24 protein-coding genes are annotated in these 18,884 nt (G+C 40.1%); all 24 read left to right on the top strand.

The genetic code is table 11. The features are described 5' to 3' along the window. Positions 1-195: 195 nt before the first annotated feature. The 24 genes from OCU78_RS18990 to OCU78_RS18860 all read left to right on the top strand — a co-directional run bounded on the left by OCU78_RS18990 (position 196) and on the right by OCU78_RS18860 (position 18,779). Complete coding sequence (locus OCU78_RS18990; protein WP_137375791.1) at positions 196-597, top strand: hypothetical protein; 402 nt, start codon at positions 196-198, stop codon at positions 595-597. 1,156 nt (positions 598-1,753) lie between these two features. Continuing rightward, positions 1,754-2,185, top strand: coding sequence for a Ypar14, super integron cassette (locus tag OCU78_RS18980; RefSeq protein WP_261856037.1), 432 nt, complete (start codon positions 1,754-1,756; stop codon positions 2,183-2,185). Positions 2,186-2,330: 145 nt separating this feature from the next. Next, positions 2,331-2,807 carry a GNAT family N-acetyltransferase gene (locus OCU78_RS18975; RefSeq protein WP_137375709.1) on the top strand — a complete coding sequence of 159 codons (477 nt, stop codon included), beginning with the start codon at positions 2,331-2,333 and terminating at the stop codon, positions 2,805-2,807. 238 nt (positions 2,808-3,045) lie between these two features. Then, complete coding sequence (locus OCU78_RS18970) at positions 3,046-3,444, top strand: hypothetical protein (RefSeq protein ID WP_137375708.1); 399 nt, start codon at positions 3,046-3,048, stop codon at positions 3,442-3,444. A gap of 195 nt (positions 3,445-3,639) precedes the next feature. Then, a complete protein-coding gene (locus OCU78_RS18965; protein ID WP_137375707.1) occupies positions 3,640-4,050 on the top strand; it encodes a cytidine deaminase in 411 nt (136 codons plus the stop codon). 143 nt (positions 4,051-4,193) lie between these two features. Continuing rightward, complete coding sequence (locus tag OCU78_RS18960; RefSeq protein WP_137375706.1) at positions 4,194-4,637, top strand: hypothetical protein; 444 nt, start codon at positions 4,194-4,196, stop codon at positions 4,635-4,637. 132 nt (positions 4,638-4,769) lie between these two features. Then, the gene (locus tag OCU78_RS18955; protein WP_137375705.1) at positions 4,770-5,153 is read left to right on the top strand and encodes a hypothetical protein; all 384 of its coding nucleotides are present in this window, start codon (positions 4,770-4,772) and stop codon (positions 5,151-5,153) included. Positions 5,154-5,286: 133 nt separating this feature from the next. After that, on the top strand, positions 5,287-6,060 hold the full coding sequence (locus tag OCU78_RS18950; RefSeq protein ID WP_137375704.1) for a phosphotransferase: 774 nt from the start codon (positions 5,287-5,289) through the stop codon (positions 6,058-6,060). Between the two features lie 705 nt (positions 6,061-6,765). After that, on the top strand, positions 6,766-7,278 hold the full coding sequence (locus OCU78_RS18945; protein WP_137375703.1) for a GNAT family N-acetyltransferase: 513 nt from the start codon (positions 6,766-6,768) through the stop codon (positions 7,276-7,278). A 132-nt stretch (positions 7,279-7,410) separates the two neighbouring features. Then, positions 7,411-7,938 (top strand): CbrC family protein, encoded by a 528-nt coding sequence (locus tag OCU78_RS18940; RefSeq protein WP_137375702.1) that lies wholly within the window; start codon positions 7,411-7,413, stop codon positions 7,936-7,938. Positions 7,939-8,104: 166 nt separating this feature from the next. After that, positions 8,105-8,857: a carbon-nitrogen hydrolase family protein gene (locus OCU78_RS18935; RefSeq protein ID WP_180033760.1), complete on the top strand. Its 753-nt coding sequence runs from the start codon at positions 8,105-8,107 to the stop codon at positions 8,855-8,857. Between the two features lie 141 nt (positions 8,858-8,998). Next, positions 8,999-9,535: a nucleotidyltransferase family protein gene (locus OCU78_RS18930; protein WP_137375700.1), complete on the top strand. Its 537-nt coding sequence runs from the start codon at positions 8,999-9,001 to the stop codon at positions 9,533-9,535. Positions 9,536-10,813: 1,278 nt separating this feature from the next. After that, positions 10,814-11,179, top strand: a complete 366-nt coding sequence (locus OCU78_RS18920) for a hypothetical protein (RefSeq protein WP_137375740.1) — start codon at positions 10,814-10,816, stop codon at positions 11,177-11,179. Between the two features lie 135 nt (positions 11,180-11,314). Continuing rightward, positions 11,315-12,046, top strand: a complete 732-nt coding sequence (locus OCU78_RS18915) for a hypothetical protein (RefSeq protein ID WP_137375739.1) — start codon at positions 11,315-11,317, stop codon at positions 12,044-12,046. Positions 12,047-12,184: 138 nt separating this feature from the next. Further along, positions 12,185-12,682 carry a DUF2867 domain-containing protein gene (locus OCU78_RS18910; RefSeq protein ID WP_137375737.1) on the top strand — a complete coding sequence of 166 codons (498 nt, stop codon included), beginning with the start codon at positions 12,185-12,187 and terminating at the stop codon, positions 12,680-12,682. 140 nt (positions 12,683-12,822) lie between these two features. Further along, positions 12,823-13,272: a C-GCAxxG-C-C family protein gene (locus OCU78_RS18905; RefSeq protein WP_137375651.1), complete on the top strand. Its 450-nt coding sequence runs from the start codon at positions 12,823-12,825 to the stop codon at positions 13,270-13,272. Positions 13,273-13,935: 663 nt separating this feature from the next. Next, positions 13,936-14,217 carry a GFA family protein gene (locus tag OCU78_RS18900; RefSeq protein ID WP_240701805.1) on the top strand — a complete coding sequence of 94 codons (282 nt, stop codon included), beginning with the start codon at positions 13,936-13,938 and terminating at the stop codon, positions 14,215-14,217. Between the two features lie 144 nt (positions 14,218-14,361). Beyond that, a complete protein-coding gene (locus tag OCU78_RS18895; protein WP_137375736.1) occupies positions 14,362-14,727 on the top strand; it encodes a cell envelope integrity protein TolA in 366 nt (121 codons plus the stop codon). An 892-nt stretch (positions 14,728-15,619) separates the two neighbouring features. Further along, positions 15,620-15,763, top strand: coding sequence for a hypothetical protein (locus OCU78_RS18890; protein ID WP_167494097.1), 144 nt, complete (start codon positions 15,620-15,622; stop codon positions 15,761-15,763). A 233-nt stretch (positions 15,764-15,996) separates the two neighbouring features. Further along, positions 15,997-16,470: an HAD family hydrolase gene (locus OCU78_RS18880; RefSeq protein WP_137375754.1), complete on the top strand. Its 474-nt coding sequence runs from the start codon at positions 15,997-15,999 to the stop codon at positions 16,468-16,470. A gap of 133 nt (positions 16,471-16,603) precedes the next feature. Next, complete coding sequence (locus tag OCU78_RS18875; protein ID WP_137375755.1) at positions 16,604-17,140, top strand: hypothetical protein; 537 nt, start codon at positions 16,604-16,606, stop codon at positions 17,138-17,140. Positions 17,141-17,278: 138 nt separating this feature from the next. Continuing rightward, positions 17,279-17,566: a carboxymuconolactone decarboxylase family protein gene (locus OCU78_RS18870; protein WP_012604262.1), complete on the top strand. Its 288-nt coding sequence runs from the start codon at positions 17,279-17,281 to the stop codon at positions 17,564-17,566. A gap of 214 nt (positions 17,567-17,780) precedes the next feature. After that, positions 17,781-18,143, top strand: a complete 363-nt coding sequence (locus OCU78_RS18865; protein WP_137375756.1) for a hypothetical protein — start codon at positions 17,781-17,783, stop codon at positions 18,141-18,143. Positions 18,144-18,299: 156 nt separating this feature from the next. Further along, positions 18,300-18,779 carry a hypothetical protein gene (locus tag OCU78_RS18860; RefSeq protein ID WP_261856036.1) on the top strand — a complete coding sequence of 160 codons (480 nt, stop codon included), beginning with the start codon at positions 18,300-18,302 and terminating at the stop codon, positions 18,777-18,779. Positions 18,780-18,884 lie beyond the last annotated feature (105 nt).

The following is an 18,884-nucleotide window of genomic DNA, read 5'->3' as shown; positions in this document are numbered from 1 at the left end:
CAGTAGTTTTATAACCAATTCAGCACCTTGGCGCTAAACTTTGGCTGCATCGAGTAGCAAACTAACAAAGCGTTTAAGACAGATTCCCAACGCTCGGCATTTTTGGTTTGAATCAGCTTTAGTGTTTAAGGTGGCAAGGTTTTAGGTTGGGTGGTGGCGTTGCTCACTACTTAACGCGGCGTTAGGAGTTTGAGCATGAAATTGATTTTTAGTGTCGTTTTAACATTGTTTGCATTCAACTCTAACGGAGCAGAGCAAGTAACCACAAAAGATTTGTACGAGAAATTCAACATGAGAACTGTCTATAGCTCTTATGGTCAGAATTTAAAGTGGTATTGTGAAAGTTATCCTAGAGAGTTCTTTTCTACAGAAGAGGCTTCGTTTGTTTCTGATAGCCGCCTTGAGCTAGTTTCAGGTGACAATGTTTGGATTTTCACTATTTCAGAGCCAAATATCGTTACTATTGGAAATCAGATAACATCGGGTACATATAACAGCGTCTCAACGTATGAGCTTTACTTTGACCCTCAGACTCAGGACTGGAGGGCAAATGAAACATATATAGACATACCGAAAGATTGTGAACGCTATGAATAAAACTCCTAACAAATTGTTCAAGATGGATTCGCAACGCGTGGCATTTTTACTATGCGTTGGTTTTAGTGTTTAAGGTAGTATGCGGTGGCATCGGTATTGCGTTGCTCACCCCTTAACAAGGCGTTAGTTTGCAAAGGGTAGAAAAGCATTTTTGGTCTAAAAGCTTAGCTCTACGTTCTTGCTATTCACCGGGTAGTTCCCAAATATTTGTCATCGAAATTCTCATCTCACGTAGTCAGTTTTACAGTTAATTGGCTTCCGTGTTATTCATTTCTTTCGTGTCAGTAAGGTTCATTTCTCAAAGTTCTCTAGTGCTGTTTCTTTGATGCTTTGGTTCCTGTGTGGATCTTGAAGTTGGGTATTCGTTGTAGCTGAGTTCTGTGAAAGTCTTCTTAGCCAAGTTCGCTTTTTTGGTTGGGCTGCGTTCAGAGCTGTTTATTTAAGTTGTAGGACTAAAGCTGGTGGTTTCTCAAATTATTCAGCACCTTGGCGCTGAGCTCTAGCTTCATCGTGGTGGCAAACTAACAAAGTGTTCAAGACAGATTCTCAACGCTTGCGACTTTGGGTATCAAGTTTTAGTGTAGTGATTATGATATGTTGTCTTGAGTTTAGTGGGCGTTGCTCACTGCTTAACACGGCGTTAGTTTGCAAAAGTAGAAAAGCGTTTATAGTCAAAGAGCCTAGTCTAGTTTCTATACTTTACACCTGTTCGATTTTCGAAAGTTGTGCAACCAAATCTCATCGTGCGTAGGGTGTTTTTCGGCTCTTTGAGTTCAACGTTATTCATTTCTCCGCATCAGTAACTTTGGTTACTTAGTGAATCTCGCGTGGCTTCTTTTTCTTGGTAGTTAATCTGTTAAATAGTGGCTTTGTTGCACTTGGTTGTCAGGTTTGTCGAATGAATCCTTTGTCAGCCAAAGTACTTCAAGCTGTGGTTGTGCAGCGCATGTCGCTTCTTAGCCAAGTGCGTTTTGTTGTCTGGGTTAGAGTTCTGTAGTTTTCAATTTTACATTGTCGTTCAAAGCCAGTAGTTTTGTAACCAATTCAGCACCTTGGCGCTAAACTTTGGCTGCATCATGTAAGCAAACTAACAAAGCGTTTAAGGCAGATTCCCAACGCTCGGCATTTTCAGTTCAAGTCAGTTTTGGTGTTTGCGGTGCAATGGTTTAGGTTAGGTGGCAGGCGTTGCTCACTACTTAACGCGGCGTTATGTATATCGGGAGTTTTAATGTTAGTTTGGGATGAAATAGATGTATTGACAGTCTTAGAGGTTATTCCTGAGCAAGAGGTAGATGGAATCTGGCATAAATACACTGTAGAAAAAGGGGGTATACAGCTTTCTATTACGGTGTATCAATATGATGGCGACGTGCGATTTGAACTGATTAATTGCCACAATCAATCTACTTTATTTTCAATGAGACTAATCGGTTGTGAGGGCGTAATTAGGAAACTGGATTCTACGGGTGAGTACCTAGAGTTTGCTCCTGTGAAAAGTTTTGGCAGTAGGTACGATGGAATATCACCAATTCCTTATGGAGTAAGGGTATCCGTGAATCCAAATATTAATATCTCACTATACGGTTGATATACATAACAAAGCGTTTAAGGAAGATTCGCAACACTCGGCATTTTTAGTTTGATTCAGCTTTAGTGTCTACGGCACAATGGTTTAGGTTTGGTGGTTTGCGTTGCTCACTACTTAACGCGGCGTTATAACCTTTGAGGAAAAAATGGAACTGAGAGCATTCGAAAAGGAAGACTACGAGTTACTTATTGACTGGATTGACTCGGATAAATTGAACTACCTATGGGGTGGTCCAAAGTTCGAGTTTCCATTGAATTTCGAACAAATTAGCCGACATTGTACTCAGCCTGAAGTGCTTCCTTTTATCTTTGTCGTTTCAGGGGAAAACGCTGGTTATATTGAACTCTTCAAAGTAGCTGAGTCCCATTTCCGAATCTGTCGAGTATTTGTATCAAATGGCTTTCGTGGTCAGGCTATTTCTAAGCAAATGCTAGGTCAGTTAATCGAACTAGCAAAAGAAAAGTACACAACTAACGTATTGTCACTTGCCGTTTTTGAGCAAAATACAGTGGCTAGAAACTGCTATGAGTCATTGGGTTTTTCAGTAACCTCATATGAAGTTGGTACTAGGTCATTTGAAGGTGAAGATTGGGGTCTTCTGCACATGGAAAAATGGTTATAACAAAGCGTTTAAGACGGATTCCCAACGCTTGGCATTTTCAGTTTGATTCTGCTTTAGTGTTTACGGCACAATGGTTTAGGTAGGGTGGTTAGCGTTGCTCACCACTTAACGCGGCGTTAGTTTAACCCGCTTAGTGCAACACTTTTTAAAGTATCGATTAAATGGTATGATGTATTATATGTTGGAATGGTTACTAACTGTTAAACTACTTATCAATATCAATACTTCGAGAAAATCAATGAAAAACGTATTTTTAGTACTTATATCTACAGCACTTATTTCAGGTTGTAATTCAGGTGATGTTATCTTTGATTGTGAAAAAACTGCAACAGACAGCATCTCTGCACAACGTTTCACCTTAACGTTTACAGATCAAAGCGTAGATTATAAAGATCACCTAAAACCTGATCAGTCTAAGGTGATGAAGGCAACAATCACATTAGATGATAACCAAAATAAAATTTATACAACAACTATCGAGACTGCTCTAAATAGCGGAGAAAAATGGACTAGTACAACCTCAAGTAAAATCGTAGATGGTTCTTTGTTTGAATTTTATAATACTGTAGATGAAAAAGGAGATGTGATTTGGGGAGTTGAAGAATACACATTAAATAGCTTTTGTGTAAGGCGGTAGTTAACTAGGAAACATCTTCTGTGACCGTGTAAGTCATCAAACTAACAAAGCGTTTAAGACAGATTCCCAACGCTCGGCATTTTCAGTTCAAGTCAGTTGTGGTGTTTACGGTGCAATGGTTTAGGTTAGGTGGCAGGCGTTGCTCACTACTTAACGCGGCGTTATAGCGCCCGATAAAATTGAAGATGGATGGTGATGGATAGTATCGAAAAAGAGCTTTATCAAGCGGCAGTAGAATTAGTAAACATGCGATACCCTTCGGGTTGGGGTGGTGCCGCAGCTATTAGAACAGAGTCAGGCAAAATATTAACAAGCGTTGCTCCTGATACCCAAAACGATGCTCTTTCCCTATGCATGGAAGTGGGAGCGTATTTAGAGGCTCACAAACTCAATGAGCGAGTGACTCACTCATTATGTCTGTGTCGTGAAAATGAGAACGATGAGTTTCTAATCTTGTCACCATGCGGGGTTTGCCAAGAGCGCCTTGTCCACTGGGGTGGGGATGTTAAAGCAGCAATTACGACTTCAGATAATGCATTGGTTTTCAAAACTATACGAGAATTAATGCCTCATCATTGGTCATTTGTAAACGGCAAAGCGCTATAACAAGGCGTTTAAGGCAGATTCCCAACGCTTGGCATTTTGCATTCTAAGTTGGGTTAAGTGTTTAAGGTGCAATGGTTTAGGTTGGGTGGTTGGCGTTGCTCACTACTTAACGTGGCGTTATGTCGTCGAAAAAGGTTTAGCGTATGCGTGGTCATAATTTTTTTGTACTACTAGTAGTCGGTTATTATTCTTTTCCAAATTCCGTTAGTGCTCAAGAGCAAAACTGGGTTTTGGATTATTCAATTAAAGGTGTTGATCTACCATCGATATATTTGACGTTATCTATTGATGGGTCGAGCATCTCTGGTACTGGTAAAACCAGCGTCTGCCTAAAAGATCTAGCTACTATTTCAGGAACTATTGAACAGGAGGCAATCGAACTTGTACTTTACCCTGATGATAGAGTGAAGAATGAAGGACAAGGTTTATATTTTAGCGGGTATTTGAAAAATGAAACTATGACTGGCTATTGGAGCATGCCTTACAACCTAGAAAAGAAGTCTGCTCCATGGGTAGCAAAGAAAACGGAGTTATCTGAAATTGAAGTAATAAAGGGGTTTGTTAGAGGGTGCAGCAAGCCAACATAACAAGCAATTTAAGCAGACTGCCAACGCTTGGCATTTTCAGTTCGGTTTAGCTTTAGTGATTTAGGTGGTAAGTTTAGGGTATTGGTAGCGTTGTCAGCTACTTAATTGGGCGTTATACATACGGAGTATATTATGAATATATGGATATTTAGCTCGGGGTTATTAGCCCTGTTTACTACGTTAGTGCATGTATTTGCAGGTCAAATAGACCCGGTTAGACCTTTTCTAAAGTCAAAGCTTGATGATATCCCGAAAGCAACGCTTCTAGCTTGTTGGCATCTTGTCTCGGTCACTTTGTTTGTTAGCTCTCTAATGCTTTTATACGTCGGTTGGTATGGTATTGATTCACTCTATTTCCTAATTCAGTCGCTAGGATTTTTATATATTCTGTATGCATCAGTGTTTGTGGCGGTTGGGTTGTATTTTTTTGGATCTAAGGTTTTTGTAAAACTTCCACAATGGATATTGCTCCTTCCAATCGGCTTACTAGCAATCTATGGTGCAATGTATGTATAACAAGCAATTTAAGCAGACAGCCAACGCTTGGCATTTTCAACTCGGTTTAGCTTCAGTGATTTCGGTGGTAAATTTGAGTGTATTGGTAGCGTTGTCAGCTACTTAATTGGGCGTTAGTTGCAAATGGAGAATCATGGAAGAATTATCAGGTGGAAGAGAGTCTTCAATATTCCGAGATGGCGATGTTGTTTATCGACCAATTCAGCCTTGGAGCATTACGATTCATCGGTTACTAGAACACTTAAAAGAGTATGGATTCAACGAAGCACCTCAGTTTCTCGGTGTTGAGGGTGATCAAGAGAAGTTAAGTTTTGTAACTGGTGACACATTCAATTACCCGCTAACGGGTGCTATCGCTACACAAGAGGCTTTGGTGTCCGCCGCTAAATTGCTAAGAAAGCTTCACGACTCAACAGCAACATTCGTTAGTAATATTGAACTGAGTAGCTTGCCTTGGATGTTAGAACCTCGAGAGCCATTTGAGGTCATATGTCATGGTGACTTTACCCCATATAATGTAGCTCTCACCGGTAATGTTGTGAGTGGCGTATTTGACTTCGATACCTCGCATCCTGCACCAAGGGTTTGGGATTTAGCATATTCACTTTATTGCTGGGCTCCGTTTAAAACGGGCAGTGTCGATAGGCTAGGTTCAATTGAGGAACAAACTACAAGAGCTAAGGTATTTTGCGACAGTTATGGCGCTTCGTTGGCTCAGCGGGAACAACTCGCAGATTATATGGTTATACGTCTAAACGCACTAGTCAGTTTCATGCGGCAAGAAGCAGTCAATGGTAGCGAACAATTTTCTGAGAACATCGAGCATGGTCATCTTCAATCTTATCTCGATGATATAAAATACATTATCGACAATAAGCAAAAAATTCAGCGCGCGTTGTGCAACTAACAAAGCGTTCAAGACGGATTCCCAACGCTTGGCGTTTTCGGCTTACTTTCGGTTAAGTGTTTATGTCACAATGGTTTAGGTAGGGTGGTTGGCGTTGCTCACCACTTAACGCGGCGTTAGTTTGCAAAAGTAGAAAAGCGTTTGTAGTAAAAGAGCCTAGTCTGGTTTCTATGCTTTACACCTGCTCGTTTTTCGAAAGTTGTGCAACCAAATCATCAGTGCGCGTAGGGTGTTTTTCGGCTCTGTGAGTTCAAGGTTATTCATTTCTCCACATCAGTAATTTTGGTCGCTTAGTGCTTCTCGCGCTGTTTCTTTTTCTTGGTGAGTCGGTCACAGAAAGGTCGGTTCGTTGAACTTGGTTGTCAGGTTGGTCGAATGAATCCTTTGTCAGCCAAAGTACTTCAAACTGTGGTCGTGCAGCGCATGTCGCTTCTTAGCCAAGTGCGTTTTGTTGTCTGGGTTAGAGTTCTGTAGTTTTCAGTTTTACATTGGTGTTCAAAACCAGTAGTTTTGCAACCAATTCAGCACCTTGGCGCTAAACTTTGGCTGCATCATGTAAGCAAACTAACAAAGCGTTTAAGACAGACTCCCAACGCTCGGCATTTTCAGTTCAAGTCAGTTTTGGTGTTTACGGTGCAATGGTTTAGGTTAGGTGGCAGGCGTTACTCACTACTTAACGCGGCGTTAGGCTTCACAAAGGGAATTATGAAGATCAATATTAGAAATGCAGACATTAAAGATGCTCACTCAATAGCTTTGGTTCACGTGACTTCTTGGGCTCAAGCTTATGATGGTTTGCTGCCTAAGTCGTTCATTGAAAGCTATAACATTGAACGTAGACAAAAGTTATGGAGTAACACGCTATCTGATAACCTAGCATCAGTACTTGTTGCTGAGATGGGTAATGAGATTGTTGGCTTTTTAAGTTATCGAAAGCCTCGAGGCGAGCAATCGAATAATTCTATCGAGCTTAATTCTCTGTATGTAGCTCCTGGCTTATTTGGTTGTGGCGTTGGCAGTGACTTATTCGATTATTTCGAGAAACGTATGCTTAATAGCTCTTATACACAGATAGTATTATGGGCTTTAGACACCAATCAAATAGCCTTGAATTTTTATCTTAAGCACGGTTTTTGTGAAACGGGGCTTCAAGGTAAAGAACGTCTTGATGGCACTATTCTAAATGACCTTCAAATGGTTAAGTCGATAAAAGCCTAACAAGCAATTTAAGCAGACTGCCAACGCTTGGCATTTTCAGCTCGGTTAGCTTTAGTGATTACGGTGTTAAGTTTTAGTATATCGGTAGCGTTGTCAGCTACTTAATTGGGCGTTAACTTTTGAGGAGAGGTAATGAAACTTCCCATATTTAAATATCACCCTGATCCTTTGGCTACTGGATCAATTGAGGTTAGTGATGAAGTTTGCGAATGTTGTGAAAAAACAACTGGTTATATTTACTCATCAACCCTCTATGCTCAAGAAGAAGTAGAATTTATCTGCCCTTGGTGCATAGCCGATGGTTTAGCTTCAAAAAAGTTTGACGGTACGTATATTGATGATTACCCATTAATAAGTGCAGGTTTAGGCAAAAGTGTTGTTTCAGAAGTTTGTGAACGAACACCTGGCTATAACTCGTGGCAACAAGAGCAATGGCAAAGCCATTGTAACGATGCCTGTGAGTTCCATGGAGACGCTGAGAAAGAAGAGTTGCAGGCTTTGTCGGGAGAGGCACTTGATTCATTTTTAGAGAAAGAAATGATCAAACTCGATATTTGGGTAAGTATACTTGCGGGCTACCAGAAAGGTGGTAGTCCAGCGGTTTATAAGTTTAAGTGCCGTAAGTGTCCAGAAGTTCTCTATACGATGGACTTCGACTAAAAAGTTAACAAGGCGTTTAAGACGGATTCCCAACGCTTGGCGCTTTCGGTTTAATTCAGCTTAAGTGATTACGGCACAATAGTTCAGGTCTGGTGGTTGGCGTTGCTCACCACTTAACGCGGCGTTATAACACTAGTTCATTTATATAATTTAATTGAGGTGCTCGTTGAAAGTTGGAATAGCTCAAATGTCCATGAATTGGACGGTCGAGGAAAATACGAAAACGATTTGTAATATTATTTCTGAACACAGAGATTTGGATATTCTTGTATTTCCAGAGTTAGCAATTACTGGTTTTCATCGTGAAATAAAGAAACAGACTCAATCTTCGATAATTGAGAATGCTTTAAAAGAAATATCAACCCAATGTAAAAAATCAAAGATATTAGCTTTTATTGGTTATCCGCTAGTTAAAGGTAGGGTTGTTTATAACGCGTATGCTGCTGTAAATGAACAAGGTTGTATAGAGCCAATATGGTGTAAAATTGGGCTAACAGAAGGTGAATCTACATTTTTTAAACCTGGGTATGAACGCCCTGTTTTAAAGCATAAACTTGGTGTGTTTAGTACCTACCTTTGCAGAGAAGCAAGCGATGTCAGTAGCGTGGTAGAGCAGTTATCTGCTGAGTCCCCATCTTATATATTATGGCCAAGCTACATTGGTAAGCGCGAATTACCATTCAAAACTGAAAGTGCCACTTATGATACAGATTCAGCGAAAATAGCGCGGTCTTTAGTAGCTATGGTTATTCAATGTAACTGGCCTCATTCGTTGAATAACCCAAAGAATCATGGGCTCGGAGGTAGTAAAATAATTTCTAACAATGGTGGTGTTATCGCTCAACTCCCATTTGATGAAGTTTGTGTCGGCGTGTTTAGTACTACGACTCAGAGCTTTGAAGTTAGAAAATACGTGTAAGTGTTATAACAAACTGTTTAAGCTGACAGCCAACGCGTGGCATTTTCAGTTCCAATGGTTGTTGGTGTAATAGGTGCGTTACTTTAGGTTCAGGTTTACGTTGGTCTGCAACTTAACAGGGCGTTATGGCGCAGGTCGAAAATGAACAAAATCGTAGAATTAATTAAGCAAGAATCAACTAGGGTAAAGACTTTAGATTGTGTTGCACAACTGGGTTTGCCTCAGTGCTTTATAGCCGCTGGATTTGTGCGTAACCTGGTTTGGGATTCATTACACAACTTCGAAAAGCCGACACCATTGAACGATGTGGATGTGATCTATTTTGACCCTGATGAATTACATTCTGAATCCTACTTGTTATATGAAGCACAACTTAATAGTTGGATGCCTGAACTTAATTGGCAAGTACGCAATCAAGCCGTGATGCATGTGCGTAATGGTGATGATCCATATACGAGTTCATTGGATGCAATGAGTTACTGGCCCGAAAAAGAAACAGCGGTTGCCATCCGAAAAGTAGGCCCAAATCAATATGAGTGTATTTCGTCATTTGGGTTTGAATCTTTGTTTAATTACTGCGTCACACATAATCCCCAAAGGTCACTAGAAACATTTGAACAACGGGTAAGTCAAAAAGGTTGGCTAGTCAGGTGGCCATCATTGAGAATTGCACCATAACAAGCAATTTAAGCAGACTGTCAACGCTTTGCATTCTCAACTCAGTTTAGCTTCAGTGATTTAGATGGTAAATTTGAGTGTATTGGTTGCGTTGTCAGCTACTTAATTGGGCGTTATGTGACAAGTTGAAAAAGTCGATAGATCCGTAATGTTATGAGAATTTAGAATTATATTATCGGTAAATAAGGTGTTGTATGAAAAATAAAATGTTCGAACACTGGCAAAAAGTAAGGGAGCAGGGTTTTCTTACTTGGATCTCCAAAAGCTGCTTTTTGATAACTATGTTCTACATCTTATTCAATGTACTTTTTCAGTATTCATCGTCACCGGCTGAAACTCTTTTCCAATATTTAAGCGAACAAGTTCTTAATTATTTTGTTTTCTCAGCTTTCATGTTCTTCGTATATTGGGGGATTTGGCTTCATAGAGAGTCAAAATATCAAAAAGAGTCACAACGTAGAAATGTCACATAACAAACAATTTAAGCAGACTGCCAACGCTTGGCATTTTCAGTTCGGTTTAGCTTCAGTGATTTTGGTGTTAAATTTGAGTGTATTGGTAGCGTTGTCAGCTACTTAATTGGGCGTTATGTTTACTTGTATTTCAAAGACTTAAATATCTTAGGCTCAAGCTCTTTGTCCCTCAGGCAGTTCGTCCCTAGTAGACTCAACAAATCCGCATTGTCGGTCTAAGTTCTTGAATCTCTCAGCCCGTAAAACAGCCAATATTCGTGGGTTGCCTCATTATCAGGTCGTGGCGGTCGGTTTTTGGTTTAACTGACTCAAAGTCGCTTTGAGGTTCTTTGCCAATTAGTATCTATGCTTGGCAGTTGCCTCGGCAATTCAGCATTGTTTTGCGCTTTGGTTGGAAAGAAAGGGCGCTTGTTGTTGCTCGGTCGGGTTGCCTCATTGGGCAGGGAAGTGGAATTAGTGGTTTTAGGTTAATCGCCTTTGGTTGCCAAGTTGGTTCTTACCTTGTGGTTTAGCTCAGAAAACCAGTGAGAAATAGCAGTTCTTTCTCAAGTAAATCATATGTTTGTGGTAAGACATAACAAACAATTCAACAGTGATTCGCAACGCTTGGCGCTTTCACTTCGGGTTGAGTTTAGTGTTTACGGGGCAATGTTTAAGTTCAGTGTTTGCGCTGCTCACACGTTAATTGGGCGTTATGAGCCTAATCTTAATGTGAAGTCTCTCGTGAATTACGTCATATGATATGAGCTTAATTGCTTTTGGTCATAGTCTTATCTGATTATCAAATTCAAAGGATAAGAAAAGTATGCTTGAACGTATAGAAAAAGTGCTGGACCTAAATGGTATAGTGTATGAAAGCGGCGAAACTAGGATGCACATTAAACTTGGTGGCTTGTGCTCACAAGTTAAAGTTCACTATGATTATGCGACTAATACATACAGAGTTAGCTGCGGTGAATTGCGTTTGTTCATATCAAGTATTGTATTTTTCTGCCTAGCTTTTAATTCTCTTTATCAGCCTGATGCGCAGTGGTGGATGGGCTATAGCGCAGGTTTAATGTTTGCAATAGCAATCGGGAATCTGTTTGCAGTAATTTCGACAAATATACAATTGTTGGATTTACGCGCTCAATTAAGACAAGAAGGCGTATTCTTGAAACACGGCTCATAACAAAGCGTTTAAGACAGATTCCCAATGCTCGGCATTTTCGGTTTGCTTTGAATTTAGTGTTTACGGCACAATGGTTTAGGTATTGTGGTCGGCGTTGCTCACTACTTAACGCGGCGTTAAATTCCTGAGGTAAAAATGGTCAGAGATTCATTCACAATTGGAAAGTTTCAAGAGCTTTCATCAAAAATATCTAATAATGAAGCTATGCATTACCTTAGACAGGGGTATGGCATTCGTGCTCTCCAAATGATGGAGACTCATTTTCAATTAACTCAGATTATTGAAAAGTCGGGAGGGAAAAACTTAGACCCCTACGAAACGACAAATATTAATATCCTCCTAAACGCTTACTACCTAAACCTGATCGGTGCCATTGATAACCTAGCATGGGCTCTACAGTATGAGTTAAATGTTATTGATGGAGCGAGAGAAAACAACAAGAAAAGAACCCATATCGGCTTGTTTTCAAAAAAATTCCAAGAATCTTTGAAGTTATTAAAGCCTGATGTGGTTAGTCAGCTTAATCAATATAAAGATTGGTTTTTTGAACTTAAGGAGTTTAGAGATCCCGCTGCACACAGTATACCATTGTATTGCGCCCCAGGTGTAGTTAAAGATGAGCATAGGGATGAGTATATCAAAGCTAAAGAGCACTTTCGGAAGCAAGATTACCGAAAAGATAGAGATGGTTATATGAACGCTCAATGGGCTCTTGGTCAAGTTGGGGTGTTTGAAGCTATCTTTATCTGTTACACAGAGTCATTTGAGCAAATTGTTTACCCATTAAATCGTACTGTTAATGACGATTATCAGCCCTTCTGGGAAGTGTCTGAAATTGTGCACCAATGCCTAGACGGCGGAATTTAACAAAGCATTTAAGACGGATTCCCAACGCTCGTCATCTTTGGTTTGCTTTAAATTTAGTGTTTACAGCACAATACTTTAAGTTAAGAGGTCTGCGTTGCTCACCACTTAATGCGGCGTTATGCCTTTTGGAGGAAATACATGTCAATTCCAAAACATTCTGAGTTGTTTGATTATGCCAAAGGGGCTTATTTCGCTGATAGCTTTTCACGCGAAATCCCTAACAATAACCAAACCGCACTCGATGTCTATCTTGAAATCGCGAAACAAACGCCAGCGTGGGTTTCATTCTTAATGGCAACGAGAAATCGCATCGTATCAGTGCTTGGTTTAAAGCACTTAGGTCGACTTCAGGATGCTATGTCAGCGGAAAATTTAGCAAACATTGGCGTTGGTGAGAGAGTCGGTATTTTCACGTTACTTAGCAATAGTGATACTGAAATTGTCTTAGAGGACAGTGACAAACATCTTGATGTAAGAGTGTCGTTTTTACTGGACGTAGTTGGCGATAAAATTACAGTACACGCAACCACGGTGGTGCATGTACATAACATGTTTGGCAAAGTGTACATGTTTTTTGTTGCTCCAGTTCACAAGCTCATCGTCCCTAGTTCTTTGAAAACGTTGGCACAGGCATAACAAAGCGTTCAAGACGGACTCCCAACGCTTGGCGTTTTCGGCTTACTTTGGGTTAAGTGTTTATGTCACAATGGTTTAGGTAGGGTGGTAGGCGTTGCTCGCCACTTAACGCGGCGTTAGGCATTAAGGAGGTTGTTGTCATGGAAGAATCAGTTAAATTTGGTAGGTTAGCTGAAGCTCATTTTGAAAGTGGGCTTTTGTGCGCAGAAAGTGTTGTTTCTGCTATCGCTGAGTATCAAGGTGTAGATGAGCATTTAGCTTCAAAAATGGCGACTGGATTTTGTAGTGGCATGGCCAGAACGTGTGGACCATGTGGCGCTCTATCAGGAGCGGTTATGGGTATTAGTTTAGTTTTAGGCCGTGAATCTCTAAGTGATACGGTCTCTACTACGTACGAAGCAACGCAGGAATTGGTTGAAAAATTTGAAAGTGAGTTCGGTGCAAAAGACTGCCATAAACTTTTAGGCTGTGACATTGGAACTGAAGAGGGTATGGAGTATTTCCGTTCTCATAACCTTCGATCTAATTGTAGTAACTACACCAGAAAAGCCGCTCAAATTGCAGTGCAAATATTAAGCAAAAATGCCTAACAAACAATTTAAGCAGACTGTCAACGCTTGGCATTTTCAGCTCGGTTTAGCTTCAGTGATTTCGGTGTTAAATTTGAGTGTATTGGTAGCGTTGTCAGCTACTTAATTGGGCGTTATGTACTAGGAGGTAATTATCGATACTTACATTAAATTGAACTTTAGAAAGTATGTCTTATCTGAGTTTGTATTTATCATAACTTTATTGAGTTTTTTGTATTTGTTGTCAGGTGGTTATTTTCAACAACTTCACCTTTTTTTAATGGTATTTAGTGCTGGAACTGCTATTAAAATTTCAATGTTATGGGTGAAATTTAAAAACGTATCGCTAAAAGTATCTAATAATAATGTTTTTTGAATAATTCAGGTTGTGACATCACTTTATGGCGTAGTTTTCTCCCTTATGAAATAGGCTCGGTATTAAAGGTTTCATATTCAGCGGGTGTTATGCAGAAACGTATTATTTACCTCCCTAAAAGTGTATTGAACGCTACTGATTGGAAGCTACTTTCGGAACATCGTACATAACAAGCAATTTAAGCAGACTGCCAACGCTTGGCATTTTCAGCTTGTTTTAGCTTCAGTGATTTAGGCGGTAAATTTAAGTGTATTGGTAGCGTTGTCAGCTACTTAATTGGGCGTTAGGTGAATACAGGGAATCATCGAATGGAATTAAAGTGTCACTGTTTTATTTGTCGTCGCTATGCTGCGGCTTGGGCGTACTTTTCTCCAGAACAAATTCAAATTAGCATGGATGAGAAAACGGCTTTCTATTGTTGGGGTGACAAAGAAGTAGAATTTCATCGGTGCAACTCATGTGGTTGTTTAACGCATTATGTAACGACACAGAAATGTTCCGAAGATGTCTTAGCTGTAAATATGAGAATGGCTGAAAATGAAGTGCTTTCTTGTATCCCAATTAGGAAGATCAATGGTGCATCGTACTAATCACCTAACAAACAATTCAAGCTGATTCGCAACGCTCGGCGCTTTCGGTTTCTATTGGTTTGGTGATTACGTTGCAGTGTTTGAATAAGGTGGCAACGTTGCTCACACTTAATTGGGCGTTAGAACTTTTAGGGGATAAATAGGATGAAGGCTCCATTTCGATATATTTGTATAGCTTCAAGTATGGTATTTGCGATCTCTGGCTGTGCTGTTCAAAGCAATAGCAGTATAGGCAAGTTAGCCCCGTCTGAGCTAAATAAATATGGACAAATCTATACCCAAATGATTCAGAATGAATTGATTTTGTCTGATGGGCTTGAAGGTAAGAGTTGTACGCTTAATATACATTTAAGTGAGCATGGCAATGTTACAGAAATAAGCACAAGTGGCTATGAGAAACTATGTGAGCACAGTGAAAAAGCTGTGAAAGCTGTAGGCGTATTCCCAATGCCAGCAAACGAGGAGTTAGCTAAAAACCTAATGGAAATCAAACTTACAATTGCTCTGTAGTACAGTTCTAACAAGCAATTTAAGCAGACTGTCAACGCTTTGCATTCTCAACTCAGTTTAGCTTCAGTGATTTCGGTGGTAGGTTTGAGTGTATTGGTAGCGTTGTCAGCTACTTAATTGGGCGTTAGTTTGCAAAAGTAGAAAAGCGTTTTTGGTCAAAGAACCTAGTCAGGTTTCTACACTTTACACCTGTTCGCTTTTCGAAAGTTGCGCAACCAAATCTCATCGCGCGTAGGGTGTTTTTCGGCTCTTTGAGTGTAGCGTTATTCATTTCTCCGCGTTAGTAACTTTGGTCGCTTAGTGCATCTCGCGCTGCTTCTTCTTCTTGGTGGCTCATTCGCTAATGAATGGCTCTGTCGCACTTGGTTGTCAGGTTCATCGAATGAATTCTTTGCCAGCTAAGGTGCTTCAAACCGTGGTTGTTTATCGCATGTCGCTTCTTAGCCGAACTCGTTTTGTTGGTTGGGTTTGAGTTCCGTAGTTTTCAATTTTACATTGGTGTTCAAAGCCAGTAGTTTTATAACCAATTCAGCACCTTGGCGCTAAACTTTGGCTGCATCGAGTAGCAAACTAACAAAGCGTTTAAGACAGATTCCCAACGCTCGGCATTTTCAGTTCAAGTCAGTTTTGGTGTTTACGGTGCAATGGTTTAGGTTAGGTGGCAGGCGTTGCTCACTACTTAACGCGGCGTTAGTTTGCAAAAGTAGAAAAGCGTTTTTAGTCAAAGAGCTTAGTTCGGTTTCTGTGCTTTACACCTGCTCGCTTTTCGAAAGTTGTGCAACCAAATCTCATCGCGCGTAGGTTGTCTTACGGCTCTTTGAGTTCAACGTTATTCATTTCTCCGCGTTAGTAACTTTGGTCATTTAGTGCATCTCGCGCGGCTTCTTTTTTTGTGTCTAACTCGTTAACAAGTGGCTTTGTCGCAATTGGTCTTCAGGTTGGTCGAATGAATCCTTTGTCAGCCAAAGTACTTCAAACTGTGGTTGTGCAGCGCATGCCGCTTCTTAGCCAAGTGCGTTTTGTTGGTTGTGTTTGAGTTCCGTAGTTTTCAGTTTTACATTGTCGGTCAAAGCCAGTAGTTTTGTAACCAATTCAGCACCTTGGTACTAAACTTTGGCTGCATCATGTAAGTAAACTAACAAAGCGTTTAAGACAGATTCCCAACGCTTGGCATTATCAGTTTGGGTTAGCTTTAGTGTTTAAGGTGGCAAGGTTTTAGGTAGGGTGGTGGCGTTGCTCACTACTTATCGTTATGTGCAAGGAGGCAATATGACTAAAATCTACCTGTTTGACTGGGGTAATACCCTCATGGTCGATTTCCCTGACCAAAAGGGGAAAATGTGCGATTGGGTAAAAGTTCAAGCTGTGGACGGAGCATTACGAACACTTCAAGAGTTATCAAAAAGTCACCGGGTTTATATTGCAACAAACGCAGCCGACTCGTCCGAAACTGATATTAAATTGTCATTTGACAGGGTAGGTTTGTCTCCTTATATATCGGGTTATTTTTGCAAAGCGAATCTTGGTATCGGTAAAGGTACCTCAGAATTCTTCCACAAAATCATCAATGTTTTAAATGTTGAACCACAGTCAATAATCATGGTTGGGGATACGTATGAAAAAGATATTGAGCCTGCTATTTCAGTCGGTATTGAAGCAATTTGGTTTAACTCTAAGTGCACGAATCATTCAGTTTCTAAAGGTGTAAAACAAATCAATCACCTGTTGGAACTTTGCACATAACAAGCAATTTAAGCTGACTGTCAACGCTCGGCATTTTTATCTCGGTTCAGATTCAGTGATTCCGGTGGTAAACTTGAGTGTATTAGTAGCGTTGTCAGCTACTTAATTGGGCGTTATGTGATTTGAGGAACTGATGATCGAGTTAAACGATTTAGACACAGAGTCTGTTCAATATGCGATAAGTGAAGTTAATCGTAGCGAAAGTTCATTAACTATTCGTATACATGGGAATGGAGGGGGAGACATTACGGCAACTCGTCAGTTTATTGATGCGTTAGAGAGCTCTAGCCGCCGCATATGTTTAGAGTTTGAGGGTTATGCTATCTCCTCTGCTGCTATATTGTTCTATTGGTTCAAATTAAACCCTCATACAAGTATACGACTCAGTTTACCTAAAGGTAGATGTGTTTTTGTTTTTCACCGACCTCGGTTTATTTGTAATAGCTACGTCATGTTTGAAGAAAACTTAATCGGAAGCCGTAAGGCAGCATTAAAGGAACAAACTGAATATTGCGACGCATTGTTTGACAGAATATTTCCTGACGTGTGCCGAGATACACATGAGGACCCCAAAACTGGGGTTTGGTTACATGAAACATCAATGGCAAGAAAAGCCTATTATGCGGGTTACGATGTTGTTCAAACTGTCTTTGACGCAAATATCACATAACAAAGCGTTTAAGACAGATTCCCAACGCTCGGCATTTTCAGTTTGGGTCAGCTTTAGTGTTTAAGGTGGCAAGGTTTTAGGTAAGGTGGTGGCGTTGCTCACTACTTAACGCGGCGTTAGAACTTACACGGAGATATCATGCTAGGGAAGCATCAAAAACCTTATGAGGAGTTTTATCACTCCACTCATGAAAATGAGCACCTTGATACCAAGACTGAGTTACTAGTTGGTTTATCGGCAGCAATGGCAATGAACTGCTTACCTTGTACGCGATACTACCTAGCGCAGTCAAAGAAAGCAGGCATTACAAAAGGTGAAATTTCAGATGTAACTGCAAAGGTAATGGCGGTTGCAGCAGGTCAGAAAAAACTTCAAATGCAGGAGGTCTTAAGTAAGTACAAAATAGACCTCGATACCTATGAATAACGTTCTAACAAGGCGCTCAAGCAGACCTCCAACGCGTGGCATTTTTGCTTCGCAAAAGTATATGCCACGGTTTGCGGCAGCTTAGCTTAGCTTAGCGTTATGTACTTTTCTGTGATTTGTAAAAATTCACCCGAAATGTGTTTTAAATCAAGAACGAAAATGTAGCTCCAATAGTAAATTAAACTTCGTGTTTATTGAGTTAATGGTAGGTTTTATGCTGAAGCGCATTGAAGATGTTCTTGATTTAAATGGGCTAATCTATAGCTCTTCAGGTAATAGTATTTCTATAAAATTAGGTGGCTTTGCATCCAAAGTTAAAATCACCCATGAGCCTCTTGTTAACAAGTACATGCTTTCAAGCAGTGAAGGCTTGTTAATGGTCTCTACTTTTCTACTGTTACTTTCAGTCATTCTCCTATTGGTGTCGGTAAAAAATATAATGGGTACTGTTGCCGTTCTGTTATTGACGGCAAGTTGTATTCTGAATTTATTTATTGCAGTTATTACGCAGGTGAAGTTACTCGACCTCAAAACTCAGTTACGGGAACAAGGTATTTACCTTTCACCACGTACATAACAAGCAATTTAAGCAGACTGTCAACGCTCGGCATTTTCAACTCGGTTTAGCTTCAATGATTTAGGTGGTAAATTTGAGTGTATTGGTAGCGTTGTCAGCTACTTAATTGGGCGTTATGTAAATGGAGAGGTTAACATCCAAAATATAAGATTATTAATGCATCCTTTCTTAATGCTTACAGCGGCGATGATCAGCATGATTGTTCAGCGTAAGGTTTTTTTTGGATTCGAATTAATCGTTGTCACAGCTGTTGTTAGCTTATGTGTAGGCTTTATTGTTCATAAGCGACGAAGTGCGTCAGAAATGTATTCTATCCCTGTTGATAAAAGGAACTTTTTTCAAAGACAAGGTCCTTCAGTCTATCTATTTGTGATTTTAAGTATTGTAGGTCTAATTAGTTTACACACATCAGTAGGGCAATCATTTAAAACAACAACACAGGTATTAAATAAAACAACTGAATCTGTATATAGAGGTGGTACGAGGTATGTATTGAGTGTTGATCATGAGCTTTATGGGCACTTGGGCTTCTACGTTTCTAAAAAGTTTTGGTTGAGCCAGCAAGAGGGCAATGAAATTATACTTAAGGTAAGGAAAAATTACCTGGGTATGTATGTCATTGTAGATTATTGCTAAAAAATGAATCACCGTCTTCAACATAACAAGGCGTTTAAGGCAGATTCCCAACGCTCGGCATTTTCAGTTTAAGTCAGCTTTGGTGTTTTCGGTGCAATGGTTCAG

The sequence above is a fragment of the Vibrio gallaecicus genome (assembly GCF_024347495.1).
GTDB lineage: Bacteria > Pseudomonadota > Gammaproteobacteria > Enterobacterales > Vibrionaceae > Vibrio > Vibrio gallaecicus.
The sequence above is the reverse complement of the archived record's forward strand: the minus strand, read 5'-3'. Positions and strand labels throughout refer to the sequence as shown.